This is a genomic window from Vineibacter terrae, assembly GCF_008039615.1.
Classification (GTDB): Bacteria; Pseudomonadota; Alphaproteobacteria; order Reyranellales; family Reyranellaceae; genus Vineibacter; species Vineibacter terrae.
Genome location: NZ_VDUZ01000013.1, coordinates 131455 through 157374, shown reverse-complemented (window position 1 = coordinate 157374; position 25920 = coordinate 131455). Strand labels below are relative to the sequence as shown.

General features: G+C 66.9%; 21 protein-coding genes. 5 read left to right on the top strand and 16 right to left on the bottom strand.

The window, feature by feature from the left end; genetic code table 11:
• Complete coding sequence (locus FHP25_RS13920; protein WP_231712318.1) at positions 1-1197, bottom strand: aminotransferase; 1197 nt, start codon at positions 1195-1197, stop codon at positions 1-3.
• A 43-nt stretch (positions 1198-1240) separates the two neighbouring features.
• On the opposite strand from FHP25_RS13920, the gene FHP25_RS13915 reads away from it, so the two are divergent.
• Entirely contained in the window at positions 1241-1996 is a 756-nt protein-coding gene (locus FHP25_RS13915; RefSeq protein WP_147847535.1) for an SDR family oxidoreductase, read from the top strand.
• A gap of 54 nt (positions 1997-2050) precedes the next feature.
• Positions 2051-2941, top strand: coding sequence for a polysaccharide deacetylase family protein (locus tag FHP25_RS13910; protein WP_147847534.1), 891 nt, complete (start codon positions 2051-2053; stop codon positions 2939-2941).
• Positions 2942-2946: 5 nt separating this feature from the next.
• Here FHP25_RS13910 and FHP25_RS13905 read toward each other — a convergent pair whose 3' ends face one another.
• From FHP25_RS13905 to FHP25_RS13895, 3 genes are all read right to left on the bottom strand, one after another.
• Entirely contained in the window at positions 2947-4014 is a 1068-nt protein-coding gene (locus FHP25_RS13905) for an Ldh family oxidoreductase (protein WP_147847533.1), read from the bottom strand.
• An 85-nt stretch (positions 4015-4099) separates the two neighbouring features.
• The gene (locus FHP25_RS13900; protein WP_147847532.1) at positions 4100-5371 is read right to left on the bottom strand and encodes a glycosyltransferase family protein; all 1272 of its coding nucleotides are present in this window, start codon (positions 5369-5371) and stop codon (positions 4100-4102) included.
• A gap of 160 nt (positions 5372-5531) precedes the next feature.
• Positions 5532-6428, bottom strand: a complete 897-nt coding sequence (locus FHP25_RS13895; RefSeq protein WP_178133524.1) for an FkbM family methyltransferase — start codon at positions 6426-6428, stop codon at positions 5532-5534.
• Positions 6429-6754: 326 nt separating this feature from the next.
• Here FHP25_RS13895 and FHP25_RS13890 point away from each other — a divergent pair, with 326 nt between their 5' ends.
• From FHP25_RS13890 to fcl, 3 genes are all read left to right on the top strand, one after another.
• On the top strand, positions 6755-7786 hold the full coding sequence (locus tag FHP25_RS13890) for a glycosyltransferase family 4 protein (RefSeq protein WP_178133523.1): 1032 nt from the start codon (positions 6755-6757) through the stop codon (positions 7784-7786).
• 104 nt (positions 7787-7890) lie between these two features.
• Entirely contained in the window at positions 7891-8976 is a 1086-nt protein-coding gene (gene gmd, locus FHP25_RS13885; protein ID WP_147847529.1) for a GDP-mannose 4,6-dehydratase, read from the top strand.
• A complete protein-coding gene (fcl, locus tag FHP25_RS13880; protein WP_269434394.1) occupies positions 8942-9913 on the top strand; it encodes a GDP-L-fucose synthase in 972 nt (323 codons plus the stop codon). Before gmd ends, fcl begins: the two co-directional genes overlap by 35 nt.
• A 126-nt stretch (positions 9914-10039) precedes the next feature.
• On the opposite strand, the gene FHP25_RS13875 is transcribed toward fcl, so the two are convergent.
• From FHP25_RS13875 to FHP25_RS13820, 12 genes are all read right to left on the bottom strand, one after another.
• Positions 10040-11326, bottom strand: a complete 1287-nt coding sequence (locus FHP25_RS13875; RefSeq protein WP_147847528.1) for a right-handed parallel beta-helix repeat-containing protein — start codon at positions 11324-11326, stop codon at positions 10040-10042.
• Positions 11323-12687 carry a hypothetical protein gene (locus FHP25_RS13870; protein WP_147847527.1) on the bottom strand — a complete coding sequence of 455 codons (1365 nt, stop codon included), beginning with the start codon at positions 12685-12687 and terminating at the stop codon, positions 11323-11325. Before FHP25_RS13870 ends, FHP25_RS13875 begins: the two co-directional genes overlap by 4 nt.
• Before the next feature lie 13 nt (positions 12688-12700).
• Positions 12701-13930 (bottom strand): glycosyltransferase, encoded by a 1230-nt coding sequence (locus FHP25_RS13865; RefSeq protein WP_178133522.1) that lies wholly within the window; start codon positions 13928-13930, stop codon positions 12701-12703.
• On the bottom strand, positions 13920-15368 hold the full coding sequence (locus FHP25_RS13860) for an undecaprenyl-phosphate glucose phosphotransferase (protein ID WP_178133521.1): 1449 nt from the start codon (positions 15366-15368) through the stop codon (positions 13920-13922). The genes FHP25_RS13865 and FHP25_RS13860 overlap by 11 nt, the downstream gene beginning before the upstream one ends.
• 251 nt (positions 15369-15619) lie before the next feature.
• Positions 15620-16843, bottom strand: a complete 1224-nt coding sequence (locus FHP25_RS13855) for a glycosyltransferase (RefSeq protein WP_147847524.1) — start codon at positions 16841-16843, stop codon at positions 15620-15622.
• Positions 16844-16853: 10 nt separating this feature from the next.
• Positions 16854-18071 (bottom strand): glycosyltransferase, encoded by a 1218-nt coding sequence (locus FHP25_RS13850; RefSeq protein ID WP_147847523.1) that lies wholly within the window; start codon positions 18069-18071, stop codon positions 16854-16856.
• A 7-nt stretch (positions 18072-18078) separates the two neighbouring features.
• The gene (locus FHP25_RS13845; RefSeq protein WP_147847522.1) at positions 18079-20361 is read right to left on the bottom strand and encodes a GumC family protein; all 2283 of its coding nucleotides are present in this window, start codon (positions 20359-20361) and stop codon (positions 18079-18081) included.
• Positions 20361-20984: a polysaccharide biosynthesis/export family protein gene (locus FHP25_RS13840; protein ID WP_178133520.1), complete on the bottom strand. Its 624-nt coding sequence runs from the start codon at positions 20982-20984 to the stop codon at positions 20361-20363. The genes FHP25_RS13845 and FHP25_RS13840 overlap by 1 nt, the downstream gene beginning before the upstream one ends.
• Before the next feature lie 223 nt (positions 20985-21207).
• Positions 21208-22671 carry a mannose-1-phosphate guanylyltransferase/mannose-6-phosphate isomerase gene (locus tag FHP25_RS13835; protein ID WP_147847520.1) on the bottom strand — a complete coding sequence of 488 codons (1464 nt, stop codon included), beginning with the start codon at positions 22669-22671 and terminating at the stop codon, positions 21208-21210.
• Between the two features lie 187 nt (positions 22672-22858).
• Positions 22859-24379: a sensor histidine kinase gene (locus FHP25_RS13830; RefSeq protein ID WP_178133519.1), complete on the bottom strand. Its 1521-nt coding sequence runs from the start codon at positions 24377-24379 to the stop codon at positions 22859-22861.
• Between the two features lies 1 nt (position 24380).
• Complete coding sequence (locus tag FHP25_RS13825; RefSeq protein WP_147847518.1) at positions 24381-25193, bottom strand: response regulator transcription factor; 813 nt, start codon at positions 25191-25193, stop codon at positions 24381-24383.
• Positions 25126-25617, bottom strand: a complete 492-nt coding sequence (locus tag FHP25_RS13820; RefSeq protein WP_147847517.1) for a hypothetical protein — start codon at positions 25615-25617, stop codon at positions 25126-25128. The genes FHP25_RS13825 and FHP25_RS13820 overlap by 68 nt, the downstream gene beginning before the upstream one ends.
• Positions 25618-25920: the final 303 nt, after the last annotated feature.

Genomic DNA, 25920 nt, shown 5'->3' with positions numbered 1-25920 from the left:
TCACGCGACGGCCTGCTCCAGGCGATCGAAGATCGGCGGCACCATGGCGTCGCCGACATTGGCAAAGGCAAAGCGGATGAAACGGTCCTGGCCGGCGCCGAACATCGAGCCGGGTATGGTGAGCAGGTTGTGCACGTCGGCCAGCCACTTGGACACCTCGGCCGAGGGCCTGCCATCGTAGGGATGCTCGACATAGGCGAAATAGGCGCCGAGGCTGACCAGGCGCCAGCGGTTGGACCGCGCCAGCCCGTCGCGGAACAGGCCGGCACGGCGGGCCAGCGCCTCGGTGTTGCCGCGCGCCCATCCCTGCAGGTGGCGCAGGCCGTAGAGCGCCGCCTCCTGCGCCAGCCGCGGCGGGCAGATCGACACGCAATCCATCGCCTTCTCGATCTCGGCCATCAGCGGCGCCGCGCAGGTGACGGCGCCGCCGCGATAGCCGGTCAACGCGAACACCTTGGAGAAGCTGTAGAGATGCACCACCGTGCGCTTCCAGTCGGGATCGTCGAAGAGCGTATGCGGCCGGATGCCCGAGGGAAGGAAATCCTTGTAGGTCTCGTCGAGCACCAGCGCGATGCCGCGCCGTTGCGCCAGCCGGTAGAAGGCCGCGATGGTGTCGGGCGGGTAGACGGCGCCGGTGGGGTTGTTGGGCGTCACCAGCACGATGGCGCGGGTGCGCTCGGTGATCAGCGCCGCGGCATCCTCGGCATCCGGCACGGCGCCGGAGCCCGGCCGGAAGTCGAGCGACACGGGCTCGATGCCCAGCATGCGCAGCCACATGTCGTGGTTGAAATAATGCGGCCGCGGCAGGATCACCTGATCGCCCGGCTTGGCCAGGGCCATCATGGCCAGGCAGAAGGCCTGGTTGCAGCCGGCGGTGATGCCGACCTCGTGCGCCGCGATCGTCGCGCCATAGAAGGCCGACTGGTGCGCCGCATAGGTGTCGCGCAATTCGGCGATGCCCATGATCGGCGTATAGCCGTGCTTCGTCGGGTCGCGCAGCACGCCGGCGAGATGCTCGCGCAGCTCGGCCGGCGGGGGATGGCCCGGCACGGCCTGCGCCAGATCGATCAGGGGCTTGTCGGCAGGGAATTGGCGGCCCAGCACCCAGCCCTTGGTTTCGGCGATGGGCGATGGCGCAACGGCGGCGAGCAGCGGGTTGGCGATCGGCGAGACGTTCATGACGCTGTGATAGCCCATCCCCTGCCCCTCGCCTAGACTGCTGGCTCGTGGGGAGGTCGGCATGAAACTGTCCGGTCAAGTCGCCATCATCACCGGCGCGGCATCCGGCATCGGCCGTGCCACGGTCGAGCTCGCCCTGCGCGAGGGCGCGCGGGTCGTGGCCGTCGACCGCGATGCCGCGGCGCTCGCCACGCTGGCAGGCACGCGGGGCGAGATGGCCTGCCGTTGCATCGCCGGCGATGTCCTGGACGAGGCCCTGGCGCGCACGGCCGTCGATGACACCGTCGCCGCCTGGGGCCGCGTCGATATCCTCGTCACCGCCGCCGGCATCTCGCTGGGCAAGCCGGCGCTGGAGACATCGCTGACGGACTGGAACGACGTGATGGCGGTCAACGTCACCGGCACGTTCCTGTGGATCCGCGAATGCCTGCGCCAGATGACGCGGCAGGGCAGCGGCGCGATCGTCACCCTCGCCTCGCAGCTCGCACGGGCAGGCGGCCGCAACAACGCCGCCTATGTCGCATCCAAGGGCGCCGTCCTGGCGCTGACCAGGGCCGTGGCGCTCGACTACGTCGACCGCGGCATCCGCTGCAATGCGGTGCTGCCCGGCGCCACCGAGACGCCGATGCTCAACCGTTCCTTCAACCGGGCTGCCGACCCCGACGCGGCGCGCGAGCGATCCCGGACCCGCCATGCCATGGGGCGCTTCGGCAAGCCCGAGGAAGTCGCGGCGGCCATCCTGTACCTGGCCGGCAGCGATGCATCCTTCGTGACCGGCGTCGAGCTGCCGGTGGACGGCGGCTGGCTGGCGGCCTGATATTTGCAAACCTCCCCGGCGCATCGCCCTGTTCTTCGTTGCGCGCCCCGATCCATGTCCCTGCCAACCCATGGCCGCTATGACTATGTGCCGATCCGCGGACGTCCGGTCTACGACTGGCCCAATGGAAGGCGCCTGGCCGTCTATCTCGCGCTCAACCTCGAGCATTTCGCTTTCGGCGAGGGGCTGGGCGCCGAGCTTGCGCCCGGCGGGCCGCATCCCGACGTGCTGAACTTCGCCTGGCGCGACTACGGCAACCGGGTCGGCGCCTGGCGGATGCTCGACCTGCTCGATGCGCTCGACCTGCCCGCCGCGGCGCTGCTCAACAGCGCGATCTACGACCATTGCCCGCAGCTTGCCGCTGCGCACCGCGCCCGCGGCGACGAGATCGTCGGCCATGGCCGCACCAACAGCGAACGCCAGGGCGTGCTCGAGGAGGCCGAGGAGCGCAAGCTGATCGCCGAGGCCACCGCCCGCATCACCAGTGCCGAAGGCAGGCCGCCGGCCGGCTGGCTCGGCCCCTGGATATCCCAGAGCCGCGTCACGCCCGACCTGCTGGCCGAGGCGGGATACACATACCTGCTGGACTGGTGCATGGACGATCAGCCGATCCGGTTCCGCACCCGGGGCGGCGGCTCGATCCTCGCCGTCCCCTATCCGCAGGAGCTCAACGACATCCCGATGATCGTGCGGCGCAACCTGGGCGGCGACGCCTTCGCCGACATGATCGTCGATCACTTCGACGAGATGCTGTCGCAGTCGACGGATGGGCCGCTGGTGATGGGCATCGCGCTGCACGCCTACATCGTCGGCCAGCCGCACCGCCTGAAGCATCTGCGCCGCGCCCTGGCGCATATCGCGCGGCATCGCCAGTCGCTGTGGCCGACGACGCCCGGCGCCATCGCCGTGCATTGCCTCGCCTTGCCCGAGGGCATGGTGCCGTAGCTGTTCTAACCCTCCAGCACATAGGCCGCGTTGGACTGGCGGCAGACATCCTTGATCTGCGCCACCAGGGCGTCGGGCAGCGGGATGCCCGTCTCCAGCCGCGCCTCGCGCTCGGCATATTCGGGATCGCCCGGCACCAGCACCGGCTGCGCCGGATCGGCAGGTGTCTGGCCGTGCAGGAAGTCGATCATCTCGTCGAGGTCGCGCTCGAACGCGCCCTCCTCACGAAACAGCTTCGGGTCGATCGCCAGGAAGAAGTGGCCGATATTGTCGGGCGTGTCGGCGCCCTCGCGCCGGATGCGCAGCGGCTGGAACGTCGTGCCCGACAAGGTCGCCGACAGAATGTTGACCACCATCGCCAGGCCGTAGCCCTTGTGGCCGCCGGCCTCGCGCGTGCCGCCCAGCGGCGCCATGCGGCGGGTCTTGAAGGCGCGTTCGGCGTTGCGCTCGGGCTTGCCCTGCGCGTCATAGGCCCAGCCTTCGGGCAGTTCCTTGCCCTTCAGCCAATAGACCTTGAGCTTGTTCACGGCCACCGGCGTCGTCGCCATGTCGAGGTTGAACGGCGGATGCCGGCCGGCCGGCGCGGCCACCGAGATCGGATTGGTGCCGAACACCGGCTCGGTCCCGAAGGTCGGCACCATGGCGATGCCGCGTGCCGAGGTGGTGGCGATGCCGATCAGCCCGGCGCGCGCGATCATGTCGGTGTAGCAGCCGGCGGCCCCGAAATGCGCCGAGCGCCGCACCGTCACCACGGCGACCCCCATCTGGGTTGCCTTGGCGATGGCGAGATCCACCGCCAGCTTCGAGGGCACGTGGCCCAGCGCATTGTCGGCGTCGATCAGGGCCGCGACGGGCGTGTCACGCACGACCCGGATGTCGGGCTGCATGTTGAGCTTTGTGGCCCGCATGCCGTCATAGACAGGCAGCATCGAGATGCCGTGCGACTCCACGCCCCGCAGGTCCGTTTCGGTCAGGATGTCGGCCGTGATCGCCGCATGCTCGGCGCTCATCCCCCAGGCGTGCAAAATCTCCTGGCATTGCTGGCGCAGTCGCTCGGCCGGAACATGCAGCATCGTCCTTCCCTCGTGCTGGAACGGACAGATGATGCCCAACCCCGGGCCGGGGCCCAATCGAAAAGCGCGCGAAGCAGGATCGCCGTCAGCCGCTTACCGTACGCGAGGAAACCGTAGGGACATGGCCCGCGAGATCGTTGCTGGCGACGCATGACTCGCTGACCGCATCCACGGTGCCGTCTTCGGCCTTCCTGTGATCGCCGAACCAGGCGCACAGGCCGGCGATATCGTCACCGGCGACGAACTCGCTTTCCGGCATCGCCGCCACGCGGCTGCGGCGCGCCTCGTACTCGGCCGGATCAAGCGTCTCGAAGAAGCGCACCAGGGCTTCTTCCAGAGGCTCGCGGAACGTCCAGCCTATCCCCAGGCGCTCGACGCGCTCGCCGACCTCGAAGCCGCGCACCGCCAGGCACGGCACCCCGAAGAAACCGGCTTCGTAGAAGCGGCACGGCAGCAGCCAGCGCGAGTTGTGATCGATATGCTCGAGGTCGAGCGCCCAGGCGAAATCGACGTCACCGTAGAGACGGCCGAGATCCTGGTGCGGCACGTAAGGGCCCTCGTAGACCATGTTCTCATGGCGGTCCAATGCCACCTTGAACTTGCGTTCGTCGACCGTGGTCAGCACACCCCGGAACTTGAAGACGACGCGATCGCGCAGGCGCTCGGCCAGGCGTGTCATCAGGTCGAAGGTGTCGTCGCCGCGGATCAGGCCGAAATAGCCCACCACCCAGCGGCGCTCCGCACGACGCGCCCGCGCTACCACACGCACTTCCGGCGTTGCCGTCGGCGCCTGCCGGATGGACGGGTGCAGCTTGTTCTCGAGCAGGAACCAGTCGCCGCCGTAGTTCTGGATGGCTTCGTAGTAGTTGCGATGGAAGCCGGGCGAGGACACGACCAGCACGTGAACCTTCTTGAGGCAGTAGCGCTCGATGGCCCGCAGCATCCTGGACTGCGCGCCGCGTCCGGTCAGGATCGGCGGGATATCCAGCACCTCATAGGCGATCGGCGCGCGTGACCGCGCCAGCGGGCGAGCGATCAAGGCCAGGATCAGCTGATCGATATTGCGTGCGTAGAAGATCGCGGTGTGCCGCATGCGCCGACGGTTGGCGAGGATCGCCGGCAATGCCCGCAGCAGCGCCCGCAAGCGCTGCCCGTAGCGCCCGTCGGTCGTGCCGCCCAGCGGCACGTAGGGCCACGACGGCGCGTAGTCACGGTTGTAGCGCTCGCGCCGGAAGCCGAAGACCGTGACCGGATAGCCATGATCCTGGAACTGCCGCACGCGCTTGAGCGTCGTGGCATCCGTGACATCCGGACAGAAGAAGATCAGCTCGCGATCATCTCGTGCACTGTCTTCCACGCACCGCTCCGCTAAGTCGTCAAGCCGGCCGAAGCCGATCCAAGGAAGGGAGCCACCGCAGGCGCCCCGATTTTCAGGACGTGATTATCGACCGCGCCGATAGGGCCACAGTGTGACCAATCTGTGATTCATAAAACCCTTGCAGCTTGCGCATCGGCGATCATGCCGCCGCGGTCTGCACGGATTGCCGGCGTGGCGTGAAGATCAGGTTGTCGAAACCATAGTGATCGACGACGTGATGCTCGACGAACGTGTCACCGCGATACTGCCAGGCATCATAACCCATCGCGATCAGCGATCGGATGAGGTCTGCCGAGCGCGGCACGCCCGGAAGGTTGTAGTCACCGATCTCCAGCGACAGGATCGGATGATGCTTCTCGATCGTGCGCCGCAACCCCTGCAGGACACGATGCTCCGCCGACTCGGCATCGATCTTGATGAAGCTGGGCACGATGTTGTGCGCAAGCAGCCAATCATCGACCGCGACCGCCTCGACCTCGATGCTCTCGCAACGCGGATTGCCGTCGACACGCGGCGCCAGCACGCTGTTGAAGCTGGATTGACGCCAGCCGAAGTCCCGCAGCGTCAGTCGCGCCGGCTGATCCCAGGCGGCCAGCGGCACGACCTGCACGTTGCCGAAACCTGATGTGTTCAACGACAGCTCGGCGCGCGTGCGCGGTGTCGGCTCGAAAGCGACCACTCGCCCTTCGGCGCCCACCAGAAGCGACGCCAGCAGCGAGTAGTACCCGACATAGGCGCCGATATCGATGAAGGTACCACCGGCGGGCAGCTTGTCGATGATGGCTCTCGTCAAGCCTTCCTCGAAGAAGCCGTACTGATAGATCTCCTTCCCGACGAGGTCCGGCAGATGCACCCGCATATCGCGGCCGAAGAAGGTCCGTGCGGTCACCCGCCATGTCATCCCTGCGACATTGAGCGCCCGCGGCCAGAAGATCCGGAACGGCAGGCGCCGCAATCGCACATCGAGTGGCGCGCCATAGAGGGCGGCCTGCTTGCCCAGTCGCTCCAGCAACGCCTCGCGCGCAGTCTGCTCCATATCCGTCCTCCTGGCGGTCATTATCCGCCCAGGGCACGCCCCCTCCATGTGATCAATCTGTGCTTCGCAATCCCCGCGCTGCGCCGCAGCGGCGGCGCCGCCACACCATGATCACTAGCCGCACCACCGCGCACGATGGTTCCATGGCGGCTCACGGGCACCCGCGTGCCGCAGCAAGGGACGACGGTGTGACGGCAATTCAGGTCAGTTCGGCAGATGCTTCGCCGCCGCGCCCATCGCGCGCGCCCCGCTTCGAGCATGTTGCGCTGACTTCCGTGTTCGGCGACCCGCTGAACGCGCGCACATGGTCAGGCGCGCCGAAGAATGTGGCCGACGGACTGCGGCGGCTTGGCATCACCGTGCATGGCATCCACCCGCAGCTGGGGACGGCCGGCAAGTTGCAGGTTGCAGCCGGCAACCTGGTGACCGGGCGCGGGCGGCCGATCAGCGGCGAGCAGCTGCTGCGCAGCGAGCTGTCGCGGCGGCGGCTTGCGACCCAGATCGCACAGGCGGCTTCCCGCCTTGGAGTCGGCCATGTGCTGCACACCGGGACCTTGGATCTGCCGGCCGTGGATCTGCGGCAAGGCGTCAAGCACTACCTTTATTGCGACCACAGCTGGGCGCTGGCGCAGCCGCACCATATCGAGGCGGCGCGCTACCCGCGCAAGGCGCTGGACGCCTATGAGCGGCTGGAGCGCCAGGCCCTGTCCGGCCTCGAGCACATCTTCACCTTCGGCGCCTATGTCCGCGACAACCTGATCGAGCACTATGGCGTCCGGCCGGATCGGGTCACGGCGGTTGGCTCGGGCATGGGCCGCATCGCGCCCTTCTTCGGCGACAAGGACTACGCCAGACCATCGCTTCTGTTCGTGGCCAAGCACTACTTCCGCGCCAAGGGCGGCGTGCTGCTGCTCGATGCGTTCCAGCGGGCCCAGGCCATGCGGCCTGACCTCAGGCTGACCATCGTCGGCGACCCTCACAGCCGTGCGTCGGTGCCGCAGAATCCCGCCGTCACGTTCCACACCCAGCTGCCCTGGGAGACACTGCAGCGCCTCTATCATGAGGCCACGCTGCTCGTGCAGCCCATGCTCAACGACCCCTGGGGGCAGGTCTATCTCGAGGCCCAGGTCTCGCGCACGCCGGTGCTGGGCCTGCGCCGGCACGGCCTGCCCGAGATCGTCGGCGGCGGACGCTACGGCTTCCTGGTCGACGATGCCGACCCGGGGCTGCTGGCAGACGCCATCCTCGATGCGCTGGCCGATCCGGCCCGTCTGGCGCGGATGGCCACCGAGGGCCAGCAGCACGCGCTGGCCTCGTACTCGTGGGATGCGGTCGCCGAAAGGATCGCATTCCCGTAGAGCGCGACAGGCCTGCCGCGCCGGCGAACGCCGCCGCAAGAAGAGGCAGGAAGGAAACACCAGAGGGGACGATCCGGAGATCCTTACAGTCGAAGGGTAAAGATATGTCCGACAAGGTTGCATTGATTACCGGCATCACAGGCCAGGACGGCGCCTACCTCGCCGACCTCCTGCTGGCGCGCGGTTATGTTGTCCACGGCATCAAGCGCCGCTCGTCCTCCATCAATACCGATCGTATCGACTACCTCTATCGCGACCGTCACGAGATGGGCGTGCGCCTGTTCCTGCACTACGGTGACATGACCGACGGCGCGGCGCTGATCCGGCTGCTCAACGACGTCAAGCCGACCGAGATCTACAATCTCGCGGCCCAGAGCCACGTCCAGGTCAGCTTCGAGACACCGGAATACACCGCCAACACCGACGCGCTGGGCACGCTGCGCCTGCTGGAGGCGATCCGCGTCCTGAAGATGACGGACGATGTGCGCTTCTACCAGGCATCGACGTCGGAGCTGTTCGGCAAGGTGCACGAGACGCCGCAGCGCGAGATCACGCCGTTCTATCCGCGAAGCCCCTATGCCGTGGCCAAGCTCTACGCCTACTGGATCACGGTGAACTACCGCGAAGCCTATGGCATGCATGCCTCCAACGGCATCCTGTTCAATCATGAATCGCCGATCCGCGGCGAAACCTTCGTGACCCGCAAGATCACGCGCGCCGTGGCTGCGATCGAGGCCGGCAAGCAGCGGCGCCTCTACCTCGGCAACCTCGACGCCAAGCGTGACTGGGGCCATGCCCGCGACTATGTTGAGGGCATGTGGTTGATCCTGCAGCAGGACAAGCCGGACGACTATGTGCTGGCGACCGGCCAGACGCACACCGTGCGCGAGTTCGTGGAGCTGGCGTTCAATCATATCGGCCGGCCCGTCGTGTGGCGCGGCAGCGGTGCCGACGAGACCGGCTGCTGCCGCAGCAGCGGCGAGGTCCTGGTCGCGATCGACGCCGCCTACCGCCGGCCGACGGAGGTGGACCTGCTGCTGGGCGACCCGGCCAAGGCCCGCGAGAAGCTCGGCTGGCAGCATCGCACCAGCTTCCAGCAGCTCGTGGCGGAGATGGTCGAAGCCGATCGGACAACCCTGCGGATGGGAGACAATCATGCCCACGAACCCCTGCTACGCGCTGCGCAGTAAGCGCGTCTGGGTCGCGGGCCATGGCGGCCTCGTCGGCAGCGCGATCGTCCGACGGCTGCAGCGGGAGGCCTGCGAGATCCTGACGGCGCCCCGTGACCGCGTCGACCTGCGCGACCGCGCCCAGGTCGACCGCTTCATGCAGGAGGCCAGGCCGCACGCGATCTTCCTGGCGGCAGCCAGGGTCGGTGGCATCCATGCCAACGACACACGTCCGGCCGAGTTCATCGGCGACAACCTGATGATCCAGACCAACGTGATCGACGCCGCGCACAAGCACCGGGTCGAGAAGCTGATGTTCCTGGGCTCATCCTGCATCTATCCGCGGCTGGCGCCGCAGCCGATCCAGGAGCAGTCGCTGCTGACGGGACCGTTGGAACCCACCAACGAGTGGTATGCGATCGCCAAGATCGCCGGCATCAAGATGTGCCAGGCCTATCGGCGGCAGCACGGCTGCGATTTCATCTCGGCGATGCCGACCAACCTCTACGGGCCGGGCGACAATTTCGACCTCCTGCAGAGCCACGTGCTGCCCGCCCTGCTCGCCAAGGCCTACGCTGCGAAGCTGCAGCACGCCGAGGCGATGGAGGTGTGGGGCTCCGGCCGGGCGTTGCGCGAGTTCCTCTACGTCGACGATGCCGCCGACGGGTTGGTGTTCCTGATGCAGCACTACACCGGCGAGGACTTCGTCAACCTCGGCACGGGCGAGGAGATCTCGATCGCCGACCTTGCCGGACTGGTGTGCCGCACCGTCGGCTTCCAGGGCCGTATCCGGTTCGATCACAGCCGCCCCGACGGTACGCCGCGCAAGGTGATGGACGTCTCCCGCCTGTCGGCGCTCGGCTGGCGGGCGGCGACGTCGCTCGAGCAGGGCCTGGCGCAGACCTGGCAATGGTACCTCTCCACCCGAGCCGAGCAGCAGCAGGCCGCGGTCGCGTAGCCAATCAGGACTGTCATCCCGAGCGCAGCGAGGGATCTCCTGCGAAAGACGCACAGTGCGCCATTCGCGGGAGATCCCTCACTGCGTTCGGGATGATGCCTGTACCCTGGAACGGCAGAACCTTCGCTATCCAGCCCCCCGCCCCACGGCCGTGCCGTCCTCGTCGGAGGACGGCGCCCCTTTCTTCAGGCGCAGGTTGCCGCGCTTGTCGACCCACAGCCGATAATCCCCCAGGCGGGCGAGATTGGGGCTGCGCCAGTCCGACGCCAGGCGCAGGCCGCCGACGGCGCCTCCCATCTCCACGCCGTCGAAACCGTCGACATACTCGATCGTCCCGCTGCAGCCGATGATAGTCGCCCCGACCTTGCTGCGGCCGCCGATCCTGGCAAAGCCGGCGCCCTTGGCCCGCTCGTCGCCGAAGCCGCCGCAGCCGATCATCACGAGCTGTCCCACGACATAGGCGCGGATCAGGTGCGTCTGATTGTAGATGGAATAGGCGCCGCAGCCGATCAGCGTCGCGAACCCCTGCAAGGCGATGCCCGCGTCGCCGGTCTCGAAGCCGCTGGCCGCCTGATGGTTGTTCTCGAAGCCGCAGTTCGAGAGGATCGTGCAGCCGTTCTCCGCGACCAGGCCGAACTTGCCGTTGAGCAGGAAGTAGCAGCCGTGGAAGCCGACGTCGTAGCAGCGGTTGACGAGCGCCGCACCGTGGCGGCCGTTGTCGCCGAACACGCAGCCGAAGACATGGATGGCCGACAGGATGCCGGCCCGGAAGCCATGTCCGAAGGTGATGCCATTGCCGTTGTTCTTGCGGAAGTAGCTGTTGATGACCTGCCCCTCGAACACGTTGCCGACCATGCGGCAACCGTCGCCGCCGCAGTCCTGCACCGCCACGTCGCGCAGGCAGATGTTGTAGAGGTAGTGCTCCTTGTGCTCGCACTCGAGGTAGATGCCGTGGCCGTCGCTGCCGCTGCCCAGCACGTCCAGCCCCTCGATCAGGATGAACCGCACCGTGGTGCCGCTGACGAGCTCGAACACGTTGGCGCCGTTGGTGATCGCCGACACGATATGGGCACCGTGCGCCGTGATGCCGCTGTGGCGCCCGATATCGCCCGGCGGGCCGCCGCTGGTCGCAATGCGCAGCGTGCGGCTGACCTTGTACTCGCCCGGTGGGATCACGAGGAAGCCCGGTCCGCCGGGCGCGAAGGTCGCATCCAATGCCGCCTGCAGGGCGCGGGTGTCGTCGGCCTTGCCGTCACCGACGGCGCCGAACGCCGCCGCCGACAGCATCGTGCGCCGTGCCGCAGGCTCCGGCCGGGGCGCGGGCTGGGCCGTCGCCGCCAGCGGCGCGGCCGCCAGGGCCATGCCCGCTCCGATGCCGAGCAGGCGGCGTCGACCGGCATCAAGGGCGTTCATGGCTGCACCGATTTCGGCCGCAGCACGCCAGTGCCGCGCACCATCGTCGGGCGATCGCGCATGTCATGCGCCGGCGTGCCGGCACTGCCCGCAACGACCTGGCGAGTCAGGGCGGCGCTGGCCGCGGCGATCAGGATCACGGACCAGGTCTTGGGGCCGACATAGGCGCCGCCCGCCTGGCCCAGGATCAGCCAGACGCCGAAGCAGTACAGCAGGCTGGGCGCGCCGATCATCCTCAGCCAGATGCCGAGCCCGATCAGGGTCACCGTGCCCCAGACCAGCCCGAGATAGATCCAGTGCAGCCAGAAGTAGTTGGTCAGCACCTCGCTGACCTTGTCGATGCGCCACGCTGCCTGGAAGCCGCTGGAATTCATGAAGACAGTCAGCACCTGGTCGGCGATGAACGGCTCGCCGGTCAGGCCGGCGCCGGCCCAGGGATAGCGCTTGAAGACATCGAAGGCCACCAGCATCGGCCCGATGACGCGGTAGAAGAAGCTGGCATCCTTGCCGCTGGAAAATTCCGCGATTCGCTCGGCGAAGAACGAGCTGCCGACAACCAGCGCGATGGCGATGAGGACGGCCGAGACCGCCATTCCCGCAACCATGCGGGTGATGGACACACCCCCGCCACGTCCGTCCTGGCCATGCAGGAAGATGAGGTACGGCACGGCCAGCATCAGCATCAGCAGCAAGGTCGGCCCCGGCATCAGCAAGAGCCCCACCCCCATCAGGCCGATATAGAGGAGGAGCTTCCATCGCCACTGGCTCACCACCAGCCAGGTGAAGGTGTAGTGCGTGTACGTGAATGTGACAGAGGCGGGTTCCGACGTGAACAGCTTCGGCCGGACGCGGCCATACAGCAGCTGGTCGCGCAGGTCGGCGTCATAGACGATGCCGCTGTCGTACATGCGCTCGCGCACCGCATCGCTGATGGCGCGCAGGCCGGCGTACTGCTCCAGGAAGCACCCCACGGCGATCGACAGGCAGAAGATCAGCAGGATCCTGGCGATCTGCCCGCGCTCGGTCTGGACCATCGTGACGAAGAAGGCGTAGCAGATCACCAGCGAATAGGTGAGCTGCAGCAGGCCCGTGAAGCGCTTGCCGAGATAGTCGTAGTTGGTTGCCGACAGGGTCGCGCCGAGATAAAGCGCGATCACGGCCAGAAGGCCGCCCAAATGCCGCGGATCGATCCGGTCGCGGCGGCGCCACAGCAGCAGCAGCCCGGCGAAGCCCGAGGGCGCGCATGTCAGCGGGATCTTGGGCGTGATCTGCAGCGAGACGTTCAGGTACAGGCCCAGCAGAAAGATCACGACCAGAATCGTGTCGAACCAGCCGAGCTGCTGCGTGCGGTACCCGTTCATCGGCCCTTCCCGATCACGATCCCGCCAGGGCGGACAGCAGCTGCTGGCCGCGGCTGGCCCAGTCGAACTTGTCGCGGCAGGCCACGAAGGCGCGCTGCTGCATCCCGTTCAGCAGGTCGAGATTGTCCATGGCATCGATCACGGCCTGCGCCAGCGTGGCATGGTCGGGAAACAGCATGATGCCGTCATCAGGCCGCAGCGGCACGCCCGCAACCGACCCTTCCAGGCCGAAGATCGGCAGGCGGTTGAACACGTACTCCAGCACCTTGAGCTTGAAACCGCCGCCGTTGAGCTCGGGCACGATGGCGATACGGGCGTTGTCCATGTATCCCGTGACGTCGGCCACGGTTCCCGTGAACGAGGTCGCCACCGCCCGCTTGCGCAGGCCGTTCAGGAACGACTCCTCGGCGCTGCCGATCACCTGCAGCTCGGCGCCATGGGCGGCGAACAGCGGGTCGGCCACGCTGACGAAGTCCTCGAGGTTCATGCGCTTGGCGATCCAGTCGAAGCTGCCGACGATGATGGCGCGGCGCGGCAGATCGGCGGTGATCTGACGGCGTGCCACGCAGCGGCCCTCGTAGCCGGGGGTCAGGACCTCGATCGGCTTGGCCGGCTGGCGTTCGCGGTACAGGCTGCGGTCCTCGGGCGTGATGGCCGTCACCAGATCCACGGCCGCCACCAGGTCCCGCTCCAGCCGGGACACCTTCAGAGCGTCCAGCCGCACGGCCTGCCGGCGCAAGAAGCGGCCCTGCCGCTCGGCGATCTGCGCCCGCAGGCTTTCCTCATGGTTGTGCGAGACATAGATCAGCTTGGGCCTGCTCTGGTGCCGCCGATAATGCGCCAGCACGTGCGGCAACGCCCAGCCGACCGACAGGCCGTCGAAGACGATGCCGTCCCAGTCGTTCTGGGTCAGCAGCTCATCCAGGATCCGCCGCATCTGGCTGGTGCGGCAGCGATAGGCGAGGTGCGGCAACGGCGATGTCAGGCTGCCCCAATGCGACAGCGGCGTCTGCTCCACCAGACGCCACACGACATGCGCGACGCCGTCGCCGTTGCGCTTGGGCGAGTCGGGGCGGCTGAGCCCCAGCACCTCGACCTCGGCGCCAGTCTCGGCGACGGCGTCGATCAGTCCACCTGAATAGATGAACTGGCCGTTGTGGCGCGGCTCGGGGTCGGCGAGCGTCAGCCAGAGGCAGCGCGGCGCCCGACAGCCGTTGGCTGGCCTACCGGCATCAATATGCATATCGGCCAGTGAACCCGCCAAAGACGGTGCGTATGATGATCTTGAGGTCAAGGGCAATCGACCAGTTCTCGATGTAGTAGAGGTCATGCTCGACCCGCTTGCGGATCTGCTCGACAGTGTCCGTCTCACCGCGCCAGCCGTTGATCTGCGCCCAGCCGGTGATGCCGGGCTTCATCCGGTGGCGCGAGTCGTAGTATCTGACGGCATCCTGGTAGAGGAGCCGGCCGGCCTTCGCGGCCAGGGCATGCGGCCGCGGACCGACGATCGACATCTCGCCGCGCAGGACGTTGAGGAACTGCGGCAGCTCGTCGATGCTGGTGCGCCGCAGGAAGGCGCCGATGCGCGTGATGCGCGGATCGTTCCGGCGCGTCAGCTGCTCGGCGTTGGGATCCTGTGCCGCATGGTGCATAGTGCGGAACTTCAGGACCTCGATGAGCTCGTTGTTGAAGCCGTATCGTTTCTGCCGGAAGAACACCGGCCCCGGGCTGTCGAGCTTGATCAGCGTCGCGATGAACAGCATGAGCGGCGCGATCAGCGTCAGGATGAGGGCCGCCAGCAGGCGGTCCTCGATCTCCTTGGCCACCCGCCGCCAGTCGCGCAGCGGCCGGTCCATGACGTTGAGCAGCGTCATGTCGCCGACATGGCTGACACCGACACGCCCGAGCTGCAGGCCGAACCCGTCAGGGCACAGCCTGACGTCCACGGGAACCATGCTCAGCTTGTTCAGCACTGCCGCGAGACGAAGATCGGCCGACAGCGGCAAGGCCACGACGACCGTCGTGATGCCCAGCCGCCGGATATCGGCCACGAGATCATCGACGTCACCGGCGATGCGATGGCCCAGGCAGCGCACGCCCATGGAATGGCCGTCGTGCTGGTCGTCGTAGATGCCGGCAACACGCATTGCGGTGCCGCTTCGGCCGTTGAGATGGATCAGCAGCCGGCGGGCGATCGGGCCCGTTCCGACGACGGCGACGCGCTCGCCCAGCCGGCCTTCGCGCTTCCACCGGACCAGCAGCAGGCTCAGCACGAGCCTGCTGCTTGCCAGCAAGCCAAGACCACCGGCGAACCACACGGCCAGCCAGGGCTGCAGCGTCGCGATCGACACGGTGGCCAGCGATGCGACGGCCACCAGCACGCCCAGGCTCAGCAGCCAGCCGAGCGCGACCGAAGCCACCGCCTCGATCAGACGCCCCAGCCGTGCGAAGCGATAGCCACCCAGCAGATGGAAGGCGTTGATCGCCAGCACGGTGCCGAGCGCGATCACCATGCCGGCCGCGCCCCAGTCGATCTCGGTGCGTGTCGCTTCCCAGTGAAGCGCCGCTACGCCGGCAGCCAGCACCGCAGCGCCGTCGATCGCCATCAGCAGGCGCGTGACAATGGCGGCGGACACGGTCTTGCGTACGCGCTCGCGCAGCGGCCCGGACGAACCCGGCATCTCGGATGTCTCGGTTGCGTCCGCGATGGCAACGGATGCTGTCGTCGACGAACCACGGGTCATCATGCAACCGCCTCGCTTCGGCGCGCGCTCGCGCCTTGATCCTGTAGATGTCGCCGCCTTGGCATCCGTCGATTCCACAATCGCTTCCGATCACGGATGTTCCGCGTGACTCCCCAGGATTCTCCATATCGACGGGCGGCGGGTCTTGTGATCAAGTTAGGGCTGTTCAACGCAGCAAATCGCCGACATTACGCAGCGCGTTCAACGTCCTGCGCGTCACAGCACAGGCTTCCCATCACCGTTGATGCAAAGTTGTGCGGCGTGCGCGCCGCGACGAACGATTGCGCGGCAAGCGGATCCATGAATGTGTCCGGTCCCGCCGCGGCCATGCGCTCTATGCTTGCCGCAAGACTGACAGGATCGGTCGTGTCCGTTGTGAGGCCGAGCCGATGGTCGCGCACGAGCCGCCCCAGCAGCCCGAAATCCTGGGTCAGCAGCGGCAGGCCGGCACGTGCCGCCCACAGCAGCACGCCGCTGGAGCCGACGAACCGTTGATACGGCGCCAGCACGACGTGGCTTGCCTTGACGAGGGCATCGAGCTCCCGCGCCGGCAACCATCGGTCATCGATGCGCAGCACCAGGTCTGGATGCGACTGGCGCAGCGCGTCCACGCAGGCGGTGACGCGATCGCGCAGCGCCGGCTCGATCCGGCCGGCGATGGTGATCGCGATCCGTGCCGATGCCGCCGGGCCGATCCGCCCGAGGGCATCCAGCAGCACCATCAGCCCCTTGCGCTCCGTCAGATAGCCGAAGAGCACGAAGCCGATACGATCGGCCGGCGTCGCTGTTCCCGTCTCGTGGCGCAAGGTCGCGGACTGCGGATAGGCCGGGTCGGGCACGGCCTGCACCTTGCTTCCGTGCCGATAGAGGCGCTGGGCATGAAGTGGAAAGTACGGATCAAGCGACAGCACGGCCCTGACGCTGCGGTTCATCAGCATCAGGCGGTACAGGGCCGTCTTGCGCAGATCGCGCAGCCGTTCGCCGGCGCTGGGGCGGTAGGTGCCCCAGGCCGCATAGTGCACCGATGGCCGGAACAGGATGCCGGAGACGGGGCGGCCGCCGGTGCCCAGCCCCAGCGCCAGCGGCAGGCACAGATGGTCGAACGACAGGAAATGGCCGGCTTGCGCGCCGGTGCGATGCAGGTAGCGCCGCATGACCCACCACCGCGCGAACGCCGCCAAGCTCAAGAGCCGGCGTGTGCACAGCCATCGCTCGTAGGGCTGCAGCGGCACGACCTGGATGCGATCGCGGGTGGCCGACGACAGGTTCGCCGTCAGATGCGCGCCCATGTCGGGTGCGACGACGAAGGTGACCCCCAGCCGCGGCTGCGCGGCCGCATAGGCTACGAGGTGCTCGAGCCACTCCCGCGGATGTCCTTCGGAGTCGGGCTCCAGAACCAGCAGGTGGGACATTGTCCCGGCGCTAGCTGCGGGCACAGAGCGCGTCCAGCCGGGTCACGAAATCGCCCAGCACCTTGCGCTTGGCGACGTGCCGCTCCACGAACTGGCGCCCCCGCTCGCCCAGGTCGGCCCGCAGCTCGGGATCGTCGGCGAGCTGCACGATGGCTTCGGCGAAGGCGCCAGCGTCGTTGGGCGGCACGCACATGAAGGCGCCGCTGCGATGGCGCAACCGCCAGAGCAGGCTGCCCGGATGAGCGGTGGCGACGAACGGCCGGCCCGCAGCCATGATATTGAACACCTTGGATGGCACGGCGAAGGACGCCGTATCGGGGTCCTGCGGCACCAGGTGGATGTCGCCGACCGCCAGGCCTTCGCTCAGGCTGCCATCCGGCAGCAGCTCCGCCAGGCTGGTGTTGGCGAGGCCGCGCTCGGCGATCTGCTGACGCAGCGCCTCGGCCTGGTTGCCGTTGCCGCGCAGCACGATGTCGATATCGGGGCGGCGCGACTGCAACGCCTCGGCCATGTCGATGACCTGGCCCAGCCCCTGCTTCTTGCCGAGATTGCCGCTGTAGAGAACGGTCAGCTTGCCGTCGTGGCACGCCGGCATGGGACGCACCTGGTCGGTATCGACCCAGATCGGCACGACCTCGACCGGCGCCGTCACGCCGATCCGCCGCAGCTCGTCAGCCATCTCCGACGACAGCACGACGACGAGGTCGGCCCGGTTGAGCACCATCCGCTCGCAGGACTGCATCACGCGAGCCAACCAACCGTTGCCGACCATGCCCAGCCCGCTGGCAAGCCCGGATTGGATGTCATGCACGATGGCGACGCTGCGACCGCCGCGCAGGCGTGCCATCGCGCCCAGCGCGACGCTGAGAATCGACGGACAGAGCGACAGCACCACGGCATGGCGGGCGATCCGCCCTGTCGCCAGGGCGAAGGCCCCGTTCATCAGGAACCAGGCTTCCCCCATGATGCGCGCCGTCGCCGACCGCCGGCGCGGCACCCAGGCACCCAGGCGCTCGACCATCACGCCGTTGAACACCTCACGCATCCCCCGCCCCTTGCGATAAGCCGGGAACACTTCCGACGCCGGGTAGTGCGGCAGGCCGGTCAGCACCGTCACCTGACGGCCACACCCGACCAGCCACTCAGCCAGATCAGCGCTGAACGGCGCCGATCCGATCAGCTCGGGACGGTAGTACTGCGTGACGAACAGAACCTCGGGCGGCTGCATGCGTCACTTATCCGATGCGTGCCATCACCGGACGTGCGTATTCGTAGCTGGCATGTCCGTAGGCATATTGCTTGTACTGCTTGGGAACGACGCGCGACATCACCACGCCGGCCACGTCGGCTTGCGCCTCGATGACCTGCTTCAGGCCTTCCAGGGTCGCTTCACGGCGCGTGTGCCCCCAACGCACGACGAACACCACCTTCTCCACCATGCGGGTGAAGGCCAGCACCTCGGCGCCCACTAGGACCGGCGGCGTGTCGAGGATGATCTGGTCGTAGTCCGGCGCCAGCGCATCGAGCACGATGCGCATGCGCTCCGAAGTCAGCAGGTGCGTCGATTGCGGAGTCCATTCGCCCGCGGTGACCACGTCGACGCCCGACAGCGCGTCATGGTGCACGAAATCGTCCAGCGCCGCGGTTTCGCTGGTCAGCAGCCCGGCCAGCCCGTTGCGGTTGGAGCAGCGGAAAAGCTGGTGCAGCTTGGGGCACCGCCAGTCGCAGTCGACCAGCAGGATCCGCTTGCCGTTGCTGGCCAGCAGCCGCCCCAGCGACGCCACCAGGACCGACTTGCCCTCGGCCGGCGTCGCCGACGTGACCAGGATCGTCTTGGGCGACTCGGCCACCTCGGAAAGCTCGAGCCCGATATGCAGCCGGCGCAGCGACTCGCTGAAGGGCGACGTGGGCTTGCGCAGCACGTGGACCTGCGGCGGCGTGCCGCCCGTGAGCTGCGGCACCATCGCGATCACCGGCAGCCCGGTGGCGGCCACGATCTGATCGGCGCGCCGGAACGTCCGGTCGGCCCCTTCGCGCATCAGTGCGACAGCAGCACCGACCAATATGCCGCCGACCGCGCCGAGGAAGACCAGCAGCGCCTTGGGTGGGAAGGACGGGCCGGCGGGCATGGACGCAGGCGACACCAGCTTGGCGTTGGCCTGCTGGATCTCCTCGGTCCCGATCGTCTGCTTGGCCCGGTTGAGCATCGCCTCGAGCAGATTGCGGTTGACGGCCGCATCGCGTTCCAGCGCATCAAGCTCGATGGCCCGCTCGTTCACATTGCCCATCTGACCCTTGAGCTGATCGAAGCTCTGAGCGATAGCATCATACCGCGCCTCGGCGGCCCTCGCCTCGCGCGCCAGGCCATCGATGACCTTGGCCACCTCGGCCGCGACCCGCGCCCGGATGTTGGCGATCTCGGACCGTGCATTGATTATCAGCGGATGCCGTGGCCCGTAGGCTGCCGCCAGCTCGGCCGCCTTGCGCTCTGCATCAGCCTGCTGCTGCTTGAGCGAGCTCACGAGTGATGAGCGCAGCACCTCCGGCACGCTCTCGCCGCCCATGCCGCCCTTGCGCAGGGCCTGGGCTTCGGCCAGGCGCGACTCGGCCTCGGTCTTGGCCGTCTGGGCCTGGATCAGCTGCGTGTTCAGCTCGGTGAGCTGCTGCGAGGTGACGCCGCTGCTCTGGCCTTTGTACAGGCCGTAGCGCTTGCGATACTCCTCGACTGCCTGATCCGACTTGCGGACCTGCTCACGCAGCTCGGAGATCCGGCCGGTGAGGAATTTCTCGACCCGCTCCGAGGCCTTGACCTTCTCCTGCCGCTGATAATCGAGATAGATATCGGCCAGCGCATTGGAGATCGCGGCCGCGGTCTGCGGGTTGGCCGACGAGACCTTGATGCCCAGCACATGCGAGCGGCCCAGGACCGACACGTCGACCCGGGACAGCAGCACATCGATCATATGACTATCGCGCGCGGCGACCGGATCGATCGCCGACGGCGCCTTGTCCTCGCCGCCGCCCTTGATGCCCTTCAGCCATGCGAGCCAGGACTTGGGCACGAGCTGCCCGATGTCGGTGTAGCGAGACCAGCGCGACGGCGTCTGCAGTTCCGGGTTGAACTCCGGATCCTTCACCAGGTTCAAGCGATTGATCACCTGCTTGGCGAGGTCGCGCGACTGGATGACAAAACCCTCGTTGGTGACCCGCTCCTGGTCGGGGCTGACGTCGGATACGATTGCCTCGACATTCAGGTAGCGCACCGGTGGGACACCGACCTGGACGCGCGACTCAGCAACATACATCGACGGCATCGACATCGCGACGGCGGCCGCCGTACCGCCCAGGAAAACGGCGCAGCCGATGATCAGGTACCGGTGCCGCCACAAGCGCCGCAGCGTCTCGAGAAAGTCCTGCTCGCGCTCCGGCGGCACATACGGCATCGGATCGAGGGCGACGACTCGTTCACGCGCGACGACGCGGCGGCGCCCGCGGACTCGATCGGGAAGCTGGTTCATCAGAAGTATCGCTCCCTGACCATGATGACATCACCGGGCTGGACGGGCGTTTCCTGATTGGCATCGATGCGGCCGCTTTGGCCGTTCCTGTCGTTACGCTTGATATAGAACGAGCTTTCGCGTGCGCGGTACGTGAACCCGCCGGCAAGCGCGATGGCGTTGATCACCGTCATGCCGGATACGTAAGGATAGCTGCCGGGATTGCGTACCTCGCCAACGATGTAGAAGGGCCGGCGCGTCATCACCTCGACGCTGACACTGGGGTTGCGCAGATAGTCGGGATGCAGCCGCGACACGATCGCGTGCTCGAGCTGGCTGGGCGTCATGCCCATTGCCTGGACCTGGCCGATCAGCGGAAACGAAAGCGCACCGCTACCGTCCAGCACGTATTCGCCGGTCAAGTTGGGTTGGCCGTAGACGATGATGCGCATGCGATCACCGCCGCCCAATTTGTAGTCCGACGACCGGTCGATCGTAGCGCCGGGAGGCTGGCCGCCCCGTGGCGTTGTGTCGGAGACTTGTGCTCGCGCTGTCGTCATGCCGGCGGCGCCGGCTGCGACAACGGCCATTGCCGCAACCAGGCCACGACGCGGAATCGACTTAACGATCCTGACGTTGGCCATACCATCACCTATGATCTTGGTTGTTGAAGCTGCGGCGATCCCGGTCCCCGCAGCACCCATGTTGGGATGGCAGTCCTCTAACAACAAACCGCACAGCAATGTTGTGACCAAAACGGGGGCGTCGAAGGGTCTTGAAAAAGCCATAGACCAGCCCTGGCCACGGGGCCGCATACCCTCGTGGCGTGGCGCCACTCACCCTGCGATGCATCGGCGGTGGCAGAGGTCAGGCCCGGCCGTAATTGTCGGCGATGCGAACGATGTCGTCCTCACCGAGATAAGGCCCCGACTGCACCTCGATCAGGTGCAGCGGCAGCTTGCCGGGATTCTCCAGCCGATGCGCCGTGCCGATCGGGATGTAGATCGACTCGTTCTCGCGCACCAGCATGCGGTCGTCGCCGCGCTCAACCATCGCGGTGCCCTGCACCACCACCCAGTGCTCGGCACGATGGAAGTGCATCTGCAGGCTGAGCTTGGCGCCGGGCTTGACCATGATCCGCTTGACCTGGAAACGGCTGCCGGCGTCGACGGTGCGGTAGTAGCCCCAGGGCCTGTATGTCGTGGTGTGCTGGATCGGCTCGGACCGGTTCTCCCGGCGCAGGCGCTCGACGATGCCCGAAACTTCGGCCGCCGAATCGGCCCGTGCCACCAGGACCGCATCGTCGGTCGACACGACCACCACATCCTCCACGTCGATGACCGCCACCAGCTTGCTGTCGGACCGGATATAGGAATTGCGCACCCGATCAAGAATGACGTCGCCCTGCACGACGTTGCCGTCGCCGTCCTGGCAGCCAAGGGCCTGCAGCGCCCGCCACGAGCCGAGATCATTCCACGCCATGTCGACCGGCACGACGGCGGCCCGATCGGTGCGCTCCATCACGGCACGATCGATCGACAACGACGGCGCCTCTGACAGCGCTGCGGCGTCGAGCCGGAAGAAGCCCAGATCCTCGGTGCCCTTGTGGACCGCCCGCTCGCAAGCCGCCAGCATCTCGGGATTGAGCCGGCCGAGATCTTCAAGGAAGTGCCGGGCGCCGATCAGGAAGATGCCGCTGTTCCACGAAAAGACGCCGCTGTCGACAAAGCGCTCCGCGGTGGCCCGGTCGGGCTTCTCCACGAACCGGTCGGCGAGGAACACACCCTCGGCGTCCTCCAGGGCTTGCCCGGTCTGGATGTAGCCGTAGCCGGTGTCGGGGCGATCGGGCTTGATGCCGAAGGTCACCAGCTTGCCGCTCTGCGCCGCGCCGACACCGCGTGCGATCGCCTCGTGGAAGCGGGCAACCGATCCGATCACATGGTCGGAGGGTTGCACCAGCATCAGCGCGTCAGGGTCGCGCGCGATCAGCCACAAGGCAGCCGCAGCCACCGCCGGACCGGTGTTGCGCGCCACCGGCTCGAGCATGAGCTGCTGCGGCACCACGCCCACCTGGCGGAGCTGATCGTCGATCAGGAAGCGATGTTCGTCGTTGCAGATCACGATCGGTGCGGCGAAGCCGACATCGGTCATGCTGCGCAGCGCGGTCTCCTGCAGCATGGTCCGCTCGGAGAGCAGCGGCAGCAGCTGCTTGGGATAGGCAGCGCGTGACAGCGGCCATAGCCGTGTACCGGAGCCACCCGACAGGATCACCGGATGGATGACCGCCGACCCCTGGACACGGAATCGAGCTAGATCGGCAATGGTATCCATGTCGCAATCCCGAAGCGATGGTGGCTGATCATTGAAGCTATGACCCACCCTGCGGGCTCACCAGTGATCAAAATGTGCTTCGCCGGCGTCGCGCTGCAGCGGCGCCTTCATGCCCTGTCCGGAAAATCAGCGCTGTCATCCCGGGCGCAGCGAGGAGCAAGGCCCTGCGCCAGCCCCGCCTGTCAGATCAGCCGGCGGTATTGCACGGCAATGTGACGCGGATGCACAGGCCGCCCCCCATGCGGTTGGAGGCGGTGACGCGGCCTCCCAGCGCCTCGATGTTGCGCCGAACGATCCAGAGGCCCAGGCCCGCGTTCTCCGCCGACCGCACCGCCTGGTCGGTCTCGACCGGCTGCACCAGCTTCGGACGCACGGAGAAGTAGCGCTCAAAGATGCGATCGAGCCGTTCGGCCGCGACGCCCGGTCCTTCATCCTCGACCCGCAGATCGGCGACCTCTGCCGTCGCGCTGAGCGTCACGATGATGCGGCTGTCCGGCGCCGAGAAGCTGATGGCATTGTCGAGGATGTTCTGCAGCACGACCTCGAGCATGCCGGCGCCGGCGCGCACCATCACGTTGTCGTCCAGACGCCGGACAAGCCGGATCCGGCGGCCGGCCAGCACCTCGCGATAATGCACCAGCGAATCGCCCACGAGCTGGGTCATGTTGATGCGCCGACGCGGCGCGTCGATCAGGTCGGCGGTGTTGATCTCCAGCCGTTGCGCGGCGTTGACCATCGCCTTCAGGCGGTCGACCGACGAATCGATGATGGTGAGCGCCCGTTGCGAACGCTCGTCGTCGGCCGGCACCCGCCGGCGGATCGGCTCGAGCGCCGACTGGATGGTGGCCAGCGGCGTCTTGAAGGCATGCGCGTTGTCTTCGGCCGTCTGGCGCATATCACGGGCGACCCGCCGCAGGTCGAGCACCAGGCGGTCGAAATCGCGAGCCACGCTCGACAGTTCCGGCACGACGTTGCGGTTGCTGAACGCATACTCGCCGATCCGGCCTTCGCGAATCTCATGTGCTACATCACGAAAGCGCCGCAAGCTGCGGCGAATGCTGACCGCGACCAGCACCGTCACCACGGCCAGGATCAGGTAGATCAGGGCCGCGATCCGCACCTCGCGTGTCTGCCAGTAAGGCCGGCCGATCGACGTCCTGAGAAATTCGGACGTGGCATGCGCCGACACCAGCACCCAACACCCCGCCTCCGTCTTGATCGGAATCAGCGATGTCAGGATTTCGACTGTTCCGTCCGGCTGGCGATAGCGGATCTCGGCCGTCGCGTCCCAGATGCACGATTCGGAAAGCCGCTTCAGGATCCCCCGCTGCGCCAGCTCGTCTAGCTCGGCGCCGACCTGGCCGGCCGACACATGCGGGGCCGAGGCAAGGTAGTAGAAGGCGCGATCGCCCTGCCCCACGGCCGGCTGCAGCATCAGCTTCAGGATGGTGCCGTCGGCTCCATACTTCTGCAGCTCGGCATTCAGGACGTCCTGCACCGGCGACGCCATCTTCGCCAGGACCGGCGTCAGGGCCTGCGCGATCAATCGGCTGCGGTCCTGGATGCTGCGCGTGACCAGATCGCGCGTCTGGCGATCGACGCTCTCGAACTGGCCGTAGAGGACAATCGGCAACGCAACGAAGATGCCGACAATCGCGACGAGTTTGAGCGTCAGGGACGCGCCCAGGCGGCGCGCCCCCGCGAGCACCCTATGCCGAGGGCGTGCTGGCCCGGCCCCAGCGATAACCGAAGGAAGGGAAGTTTTCGATTTCACCGAAGTCGGAATCGATGGCGCGGAACTTGTTCCTAATCCGCTTGATGGAAGAGCGGACATTTGTTCTGTAGCCATCTTCGCCGCTCCCGGCGATGAATCCGACGTGGTGCATGCAGTCATACACGGCCCGATACGTCACATACTCGCCGACACTGGAGGCCAGCAACCGCACGATGTTGAATTCGGTCAGCGTCAGGTTGACGTCGACATCATTCCAATAGGCCCGGCTTACACGCGGCCGCAGGACCAGCCGGCCGCACTGCAGGATCTCTTCAGCCTGCATCTCCTGCGGCTGCTTGCCGGCCTCGACAATCAGCCGGATGCGCTTGGCCAATATGCCCACGCCGCGCGATTTGTCCACAAAGTCCAACGCGCCACGCTCGAGCGCCAGGTTCTCGTGCGCCCGCGAGGACTGGCCGGTCAAGAATACGATCGGCAAGTGGATCCCGCGACGCTGCAGCTTGGGCAGCAGGTCGATGCCCGGCGTGATGGGCAGGTTCCAGTCGAGCACGATCACGTCGCCCCCACCGCCACCGGCCAGGTAATCAAGCATCGCCGAGCCATCGGCCAGTGAGACAACGTCGAAGCCGTGGTCGACGAGCTCGGCGCCGACCACCTCGCGATAGTCGTCATCGTCATCGACAAAGACGAGCCGCACGCGATCGCCGGACGTGATCGTGTCAACGGGCCTGGGCGCGGGATTGTAGATCGGCCAGGCAGTTGCGCTTTCCTTCATCGGTGTCGTCATCGCTCTTCACCTCATAGGTCAGCGTTCCGAATTTCCTGGTCTGGACATCCGGATACAGTGAAACGTTCAGGGTGCATCCTCCCGTTCGATACCGCCAAATCTTGCCCGGAGGACGTTCCTCCTCCGTGACCGGCGGACCCAGCTTCGCGCGCAATTCCTGCTCGCCCAACCCGATCAGGTTGACCGATGCAGCGCTGCTGCCTGCCCCCTTGGCGCCGGCGGCGGGATCCGCCCCTTTCGGGCTGGCGACACTTGCCGTCGATGCCCCCGTCTGCGGCGGCTTGCGCTGCGTGGCGCTGGAAGACGCCGGCCGCACGGCAGTCGATTTGGACAACGGACGCGACAACATCTCCGGCAGCCCGCAGGCCGACAGCATCAGGCAATTCACGCCGACCAACGAGGGAAGCAGGCACTTGCGAATCATATCGTTCCCATTGGCGCCGTAAGGCTGTCTCCTGTCCCTGCGCGCGCTGATGCGTCATCGAGGCCTCGACCAAATTTTTCCCGTCCAGCGGCTTCGCTCCACGCGGCTCGCCGCGCCCAACGCCGTTCAAACCGCGAACTCTGAAGTGACCGATGTCTGTGGCTGAAGTGTGAAGCGAATGTGCGGACGATGCGCCCTTGCTCTTGTCGCCGGCCGGCTATCGAACATCGCGCATCTGCCGCCCTTGATGCTGACTGACCGTGAAACCTGTAGCCTTTCTGTGTTTGATATCAGTCGCGCCGC

Excerpts from the sequence above, each read along its gene's own strand:
- FHP25_RS13920 (WP_231712318.1), bottom strand. The coding sequence starts at position 1,197 with ATGGGCTATCACAGCGTCATGAACGTCTCGCCGATCGCCAACCCGCTG.
- FHP25_RS13915 (WP_147847535.1), top strand. The coding sequence starts at position 1,241 with ATGAAACTGTCCGGTCAAGTCGCCATCATCACCGGCGCGGCATCCGGC.
- FHP25_RS13910 (WP_147847534.1), top strand. The coding sequence starts at position 2,051 with ATGTCCCTGCCAACCCATGGCCGCTATGACTATGTGCCGATCCGCGGA.
- FHP25_RS13905 (WP_147847533.1), bottom strand. The coding sequence starts at position 4,014 with ATGCTGCATGTTCCGGCCGAGCGACTGCGCCAGCAATGCCAGGAGATT.
- FHP25_RS13895 (WP_178133524.1), bottom strand. The coding sequence starts at position 6,428 with ATGGAGCAGACTGCGCGCGAGGCGTTGCTGGAGCGACTGGGCAAGCAG.
- gmd (WP_147847529.1), top strand. The coding sequence starts at position 7,891 with ATGTCCGACAAGGTTGCATTGATTACCGGCATCACAGGCCAGGACGGC.
- fcl (WP_269434394.1), top strand. The coding sequence starts at position 8,942 with ATGCCCACGAACCCCTGCTACGCGCTGCGCAGTAAGCGCGTCTGGGTC.
- FHP25_RS13875 (WP_147847528.1), bottom strand. The coding sequence starts at position 11,326 with ATGAACGCCCTTGATGCCGGTCGACGCCGCCTGCTCGGCATCGGAGCG.
- FHP25_RS13870 (WP_147847527.1), bottom strand. The coding sequence starts at position 12,687 with ATGAACGGGTACCGCACGCAGCAGCTCGGCTGGTTCGACACGATTCTG.
- FHP25_RS13865 (WP_178133522.1), bottom strand. The coding sequence starts at position 13,930 with ATGCATATTGATGCCGGTAGGCCAGCCAACGGCTGTCGGGCGCCGCGC.
- FHP25_RS13860 (WP_178133521.1), bottom strand. The coding sequence starts at position 15,368 with ATGCCGGGTTCGTCCGGGCCGCTGCGCGAGCGCGTACGCAAGACCGTG.
- FHP25_RS13855 (WP_147847524.1), bottom strand. The coding sequence starts at position 16,843 with ATGTCCCACCTGCTGGTTCTGGAGCCCGACTCCGAAGGACATCCGCGG.
- FHP25_RS13850 (WP_147847523.1), bottom strand. The coding sequence starts at position 18,071 with ATGCAGCCGCCCGAGGTTCTGTTCGTCACGCAGTACTACCGTCCCGAG.
- FHP25_RS13845 (WP_147847522.1), bottom strand. The coding sequence starts at position 20,361 with ATGAACCAGCTTCCCGATCGAGTCCGCGGGCGCCGCCGCGTCGTCGCG.
- FHP25_RS13840 (WP_178133520.1), bottom strand. The coding sequence starts at position 20,984 with ATGGCCAACGTCAGGATCGTTAAGTCGATTCCGCGTCGTGGCCTGGTT.
- FHP25_RS13835 (WP_147847520.1), bottom strand. The coding sequence starts at position 22,671 with ATGGATACCATTGCCGATCTAGCTCGATTCCGTGTCCAGGGGTCGGCG.
- FHP25_RS13825 (WP_147847518.1), bottom strand. The coding sequence starts at position 25,193 with ATGACGACACCGATGAAGGAAAGCGCAACTGCCTGGCCGATCTACAAT.
- FHP25_RS13820 (WP_147847517.1), bottom strand. The coding sequence starts at position 25,617 with ATGATTCGCAAGTGCCTGCTTCCCTCGTTGGTCGGCGTGAATTGCCTG.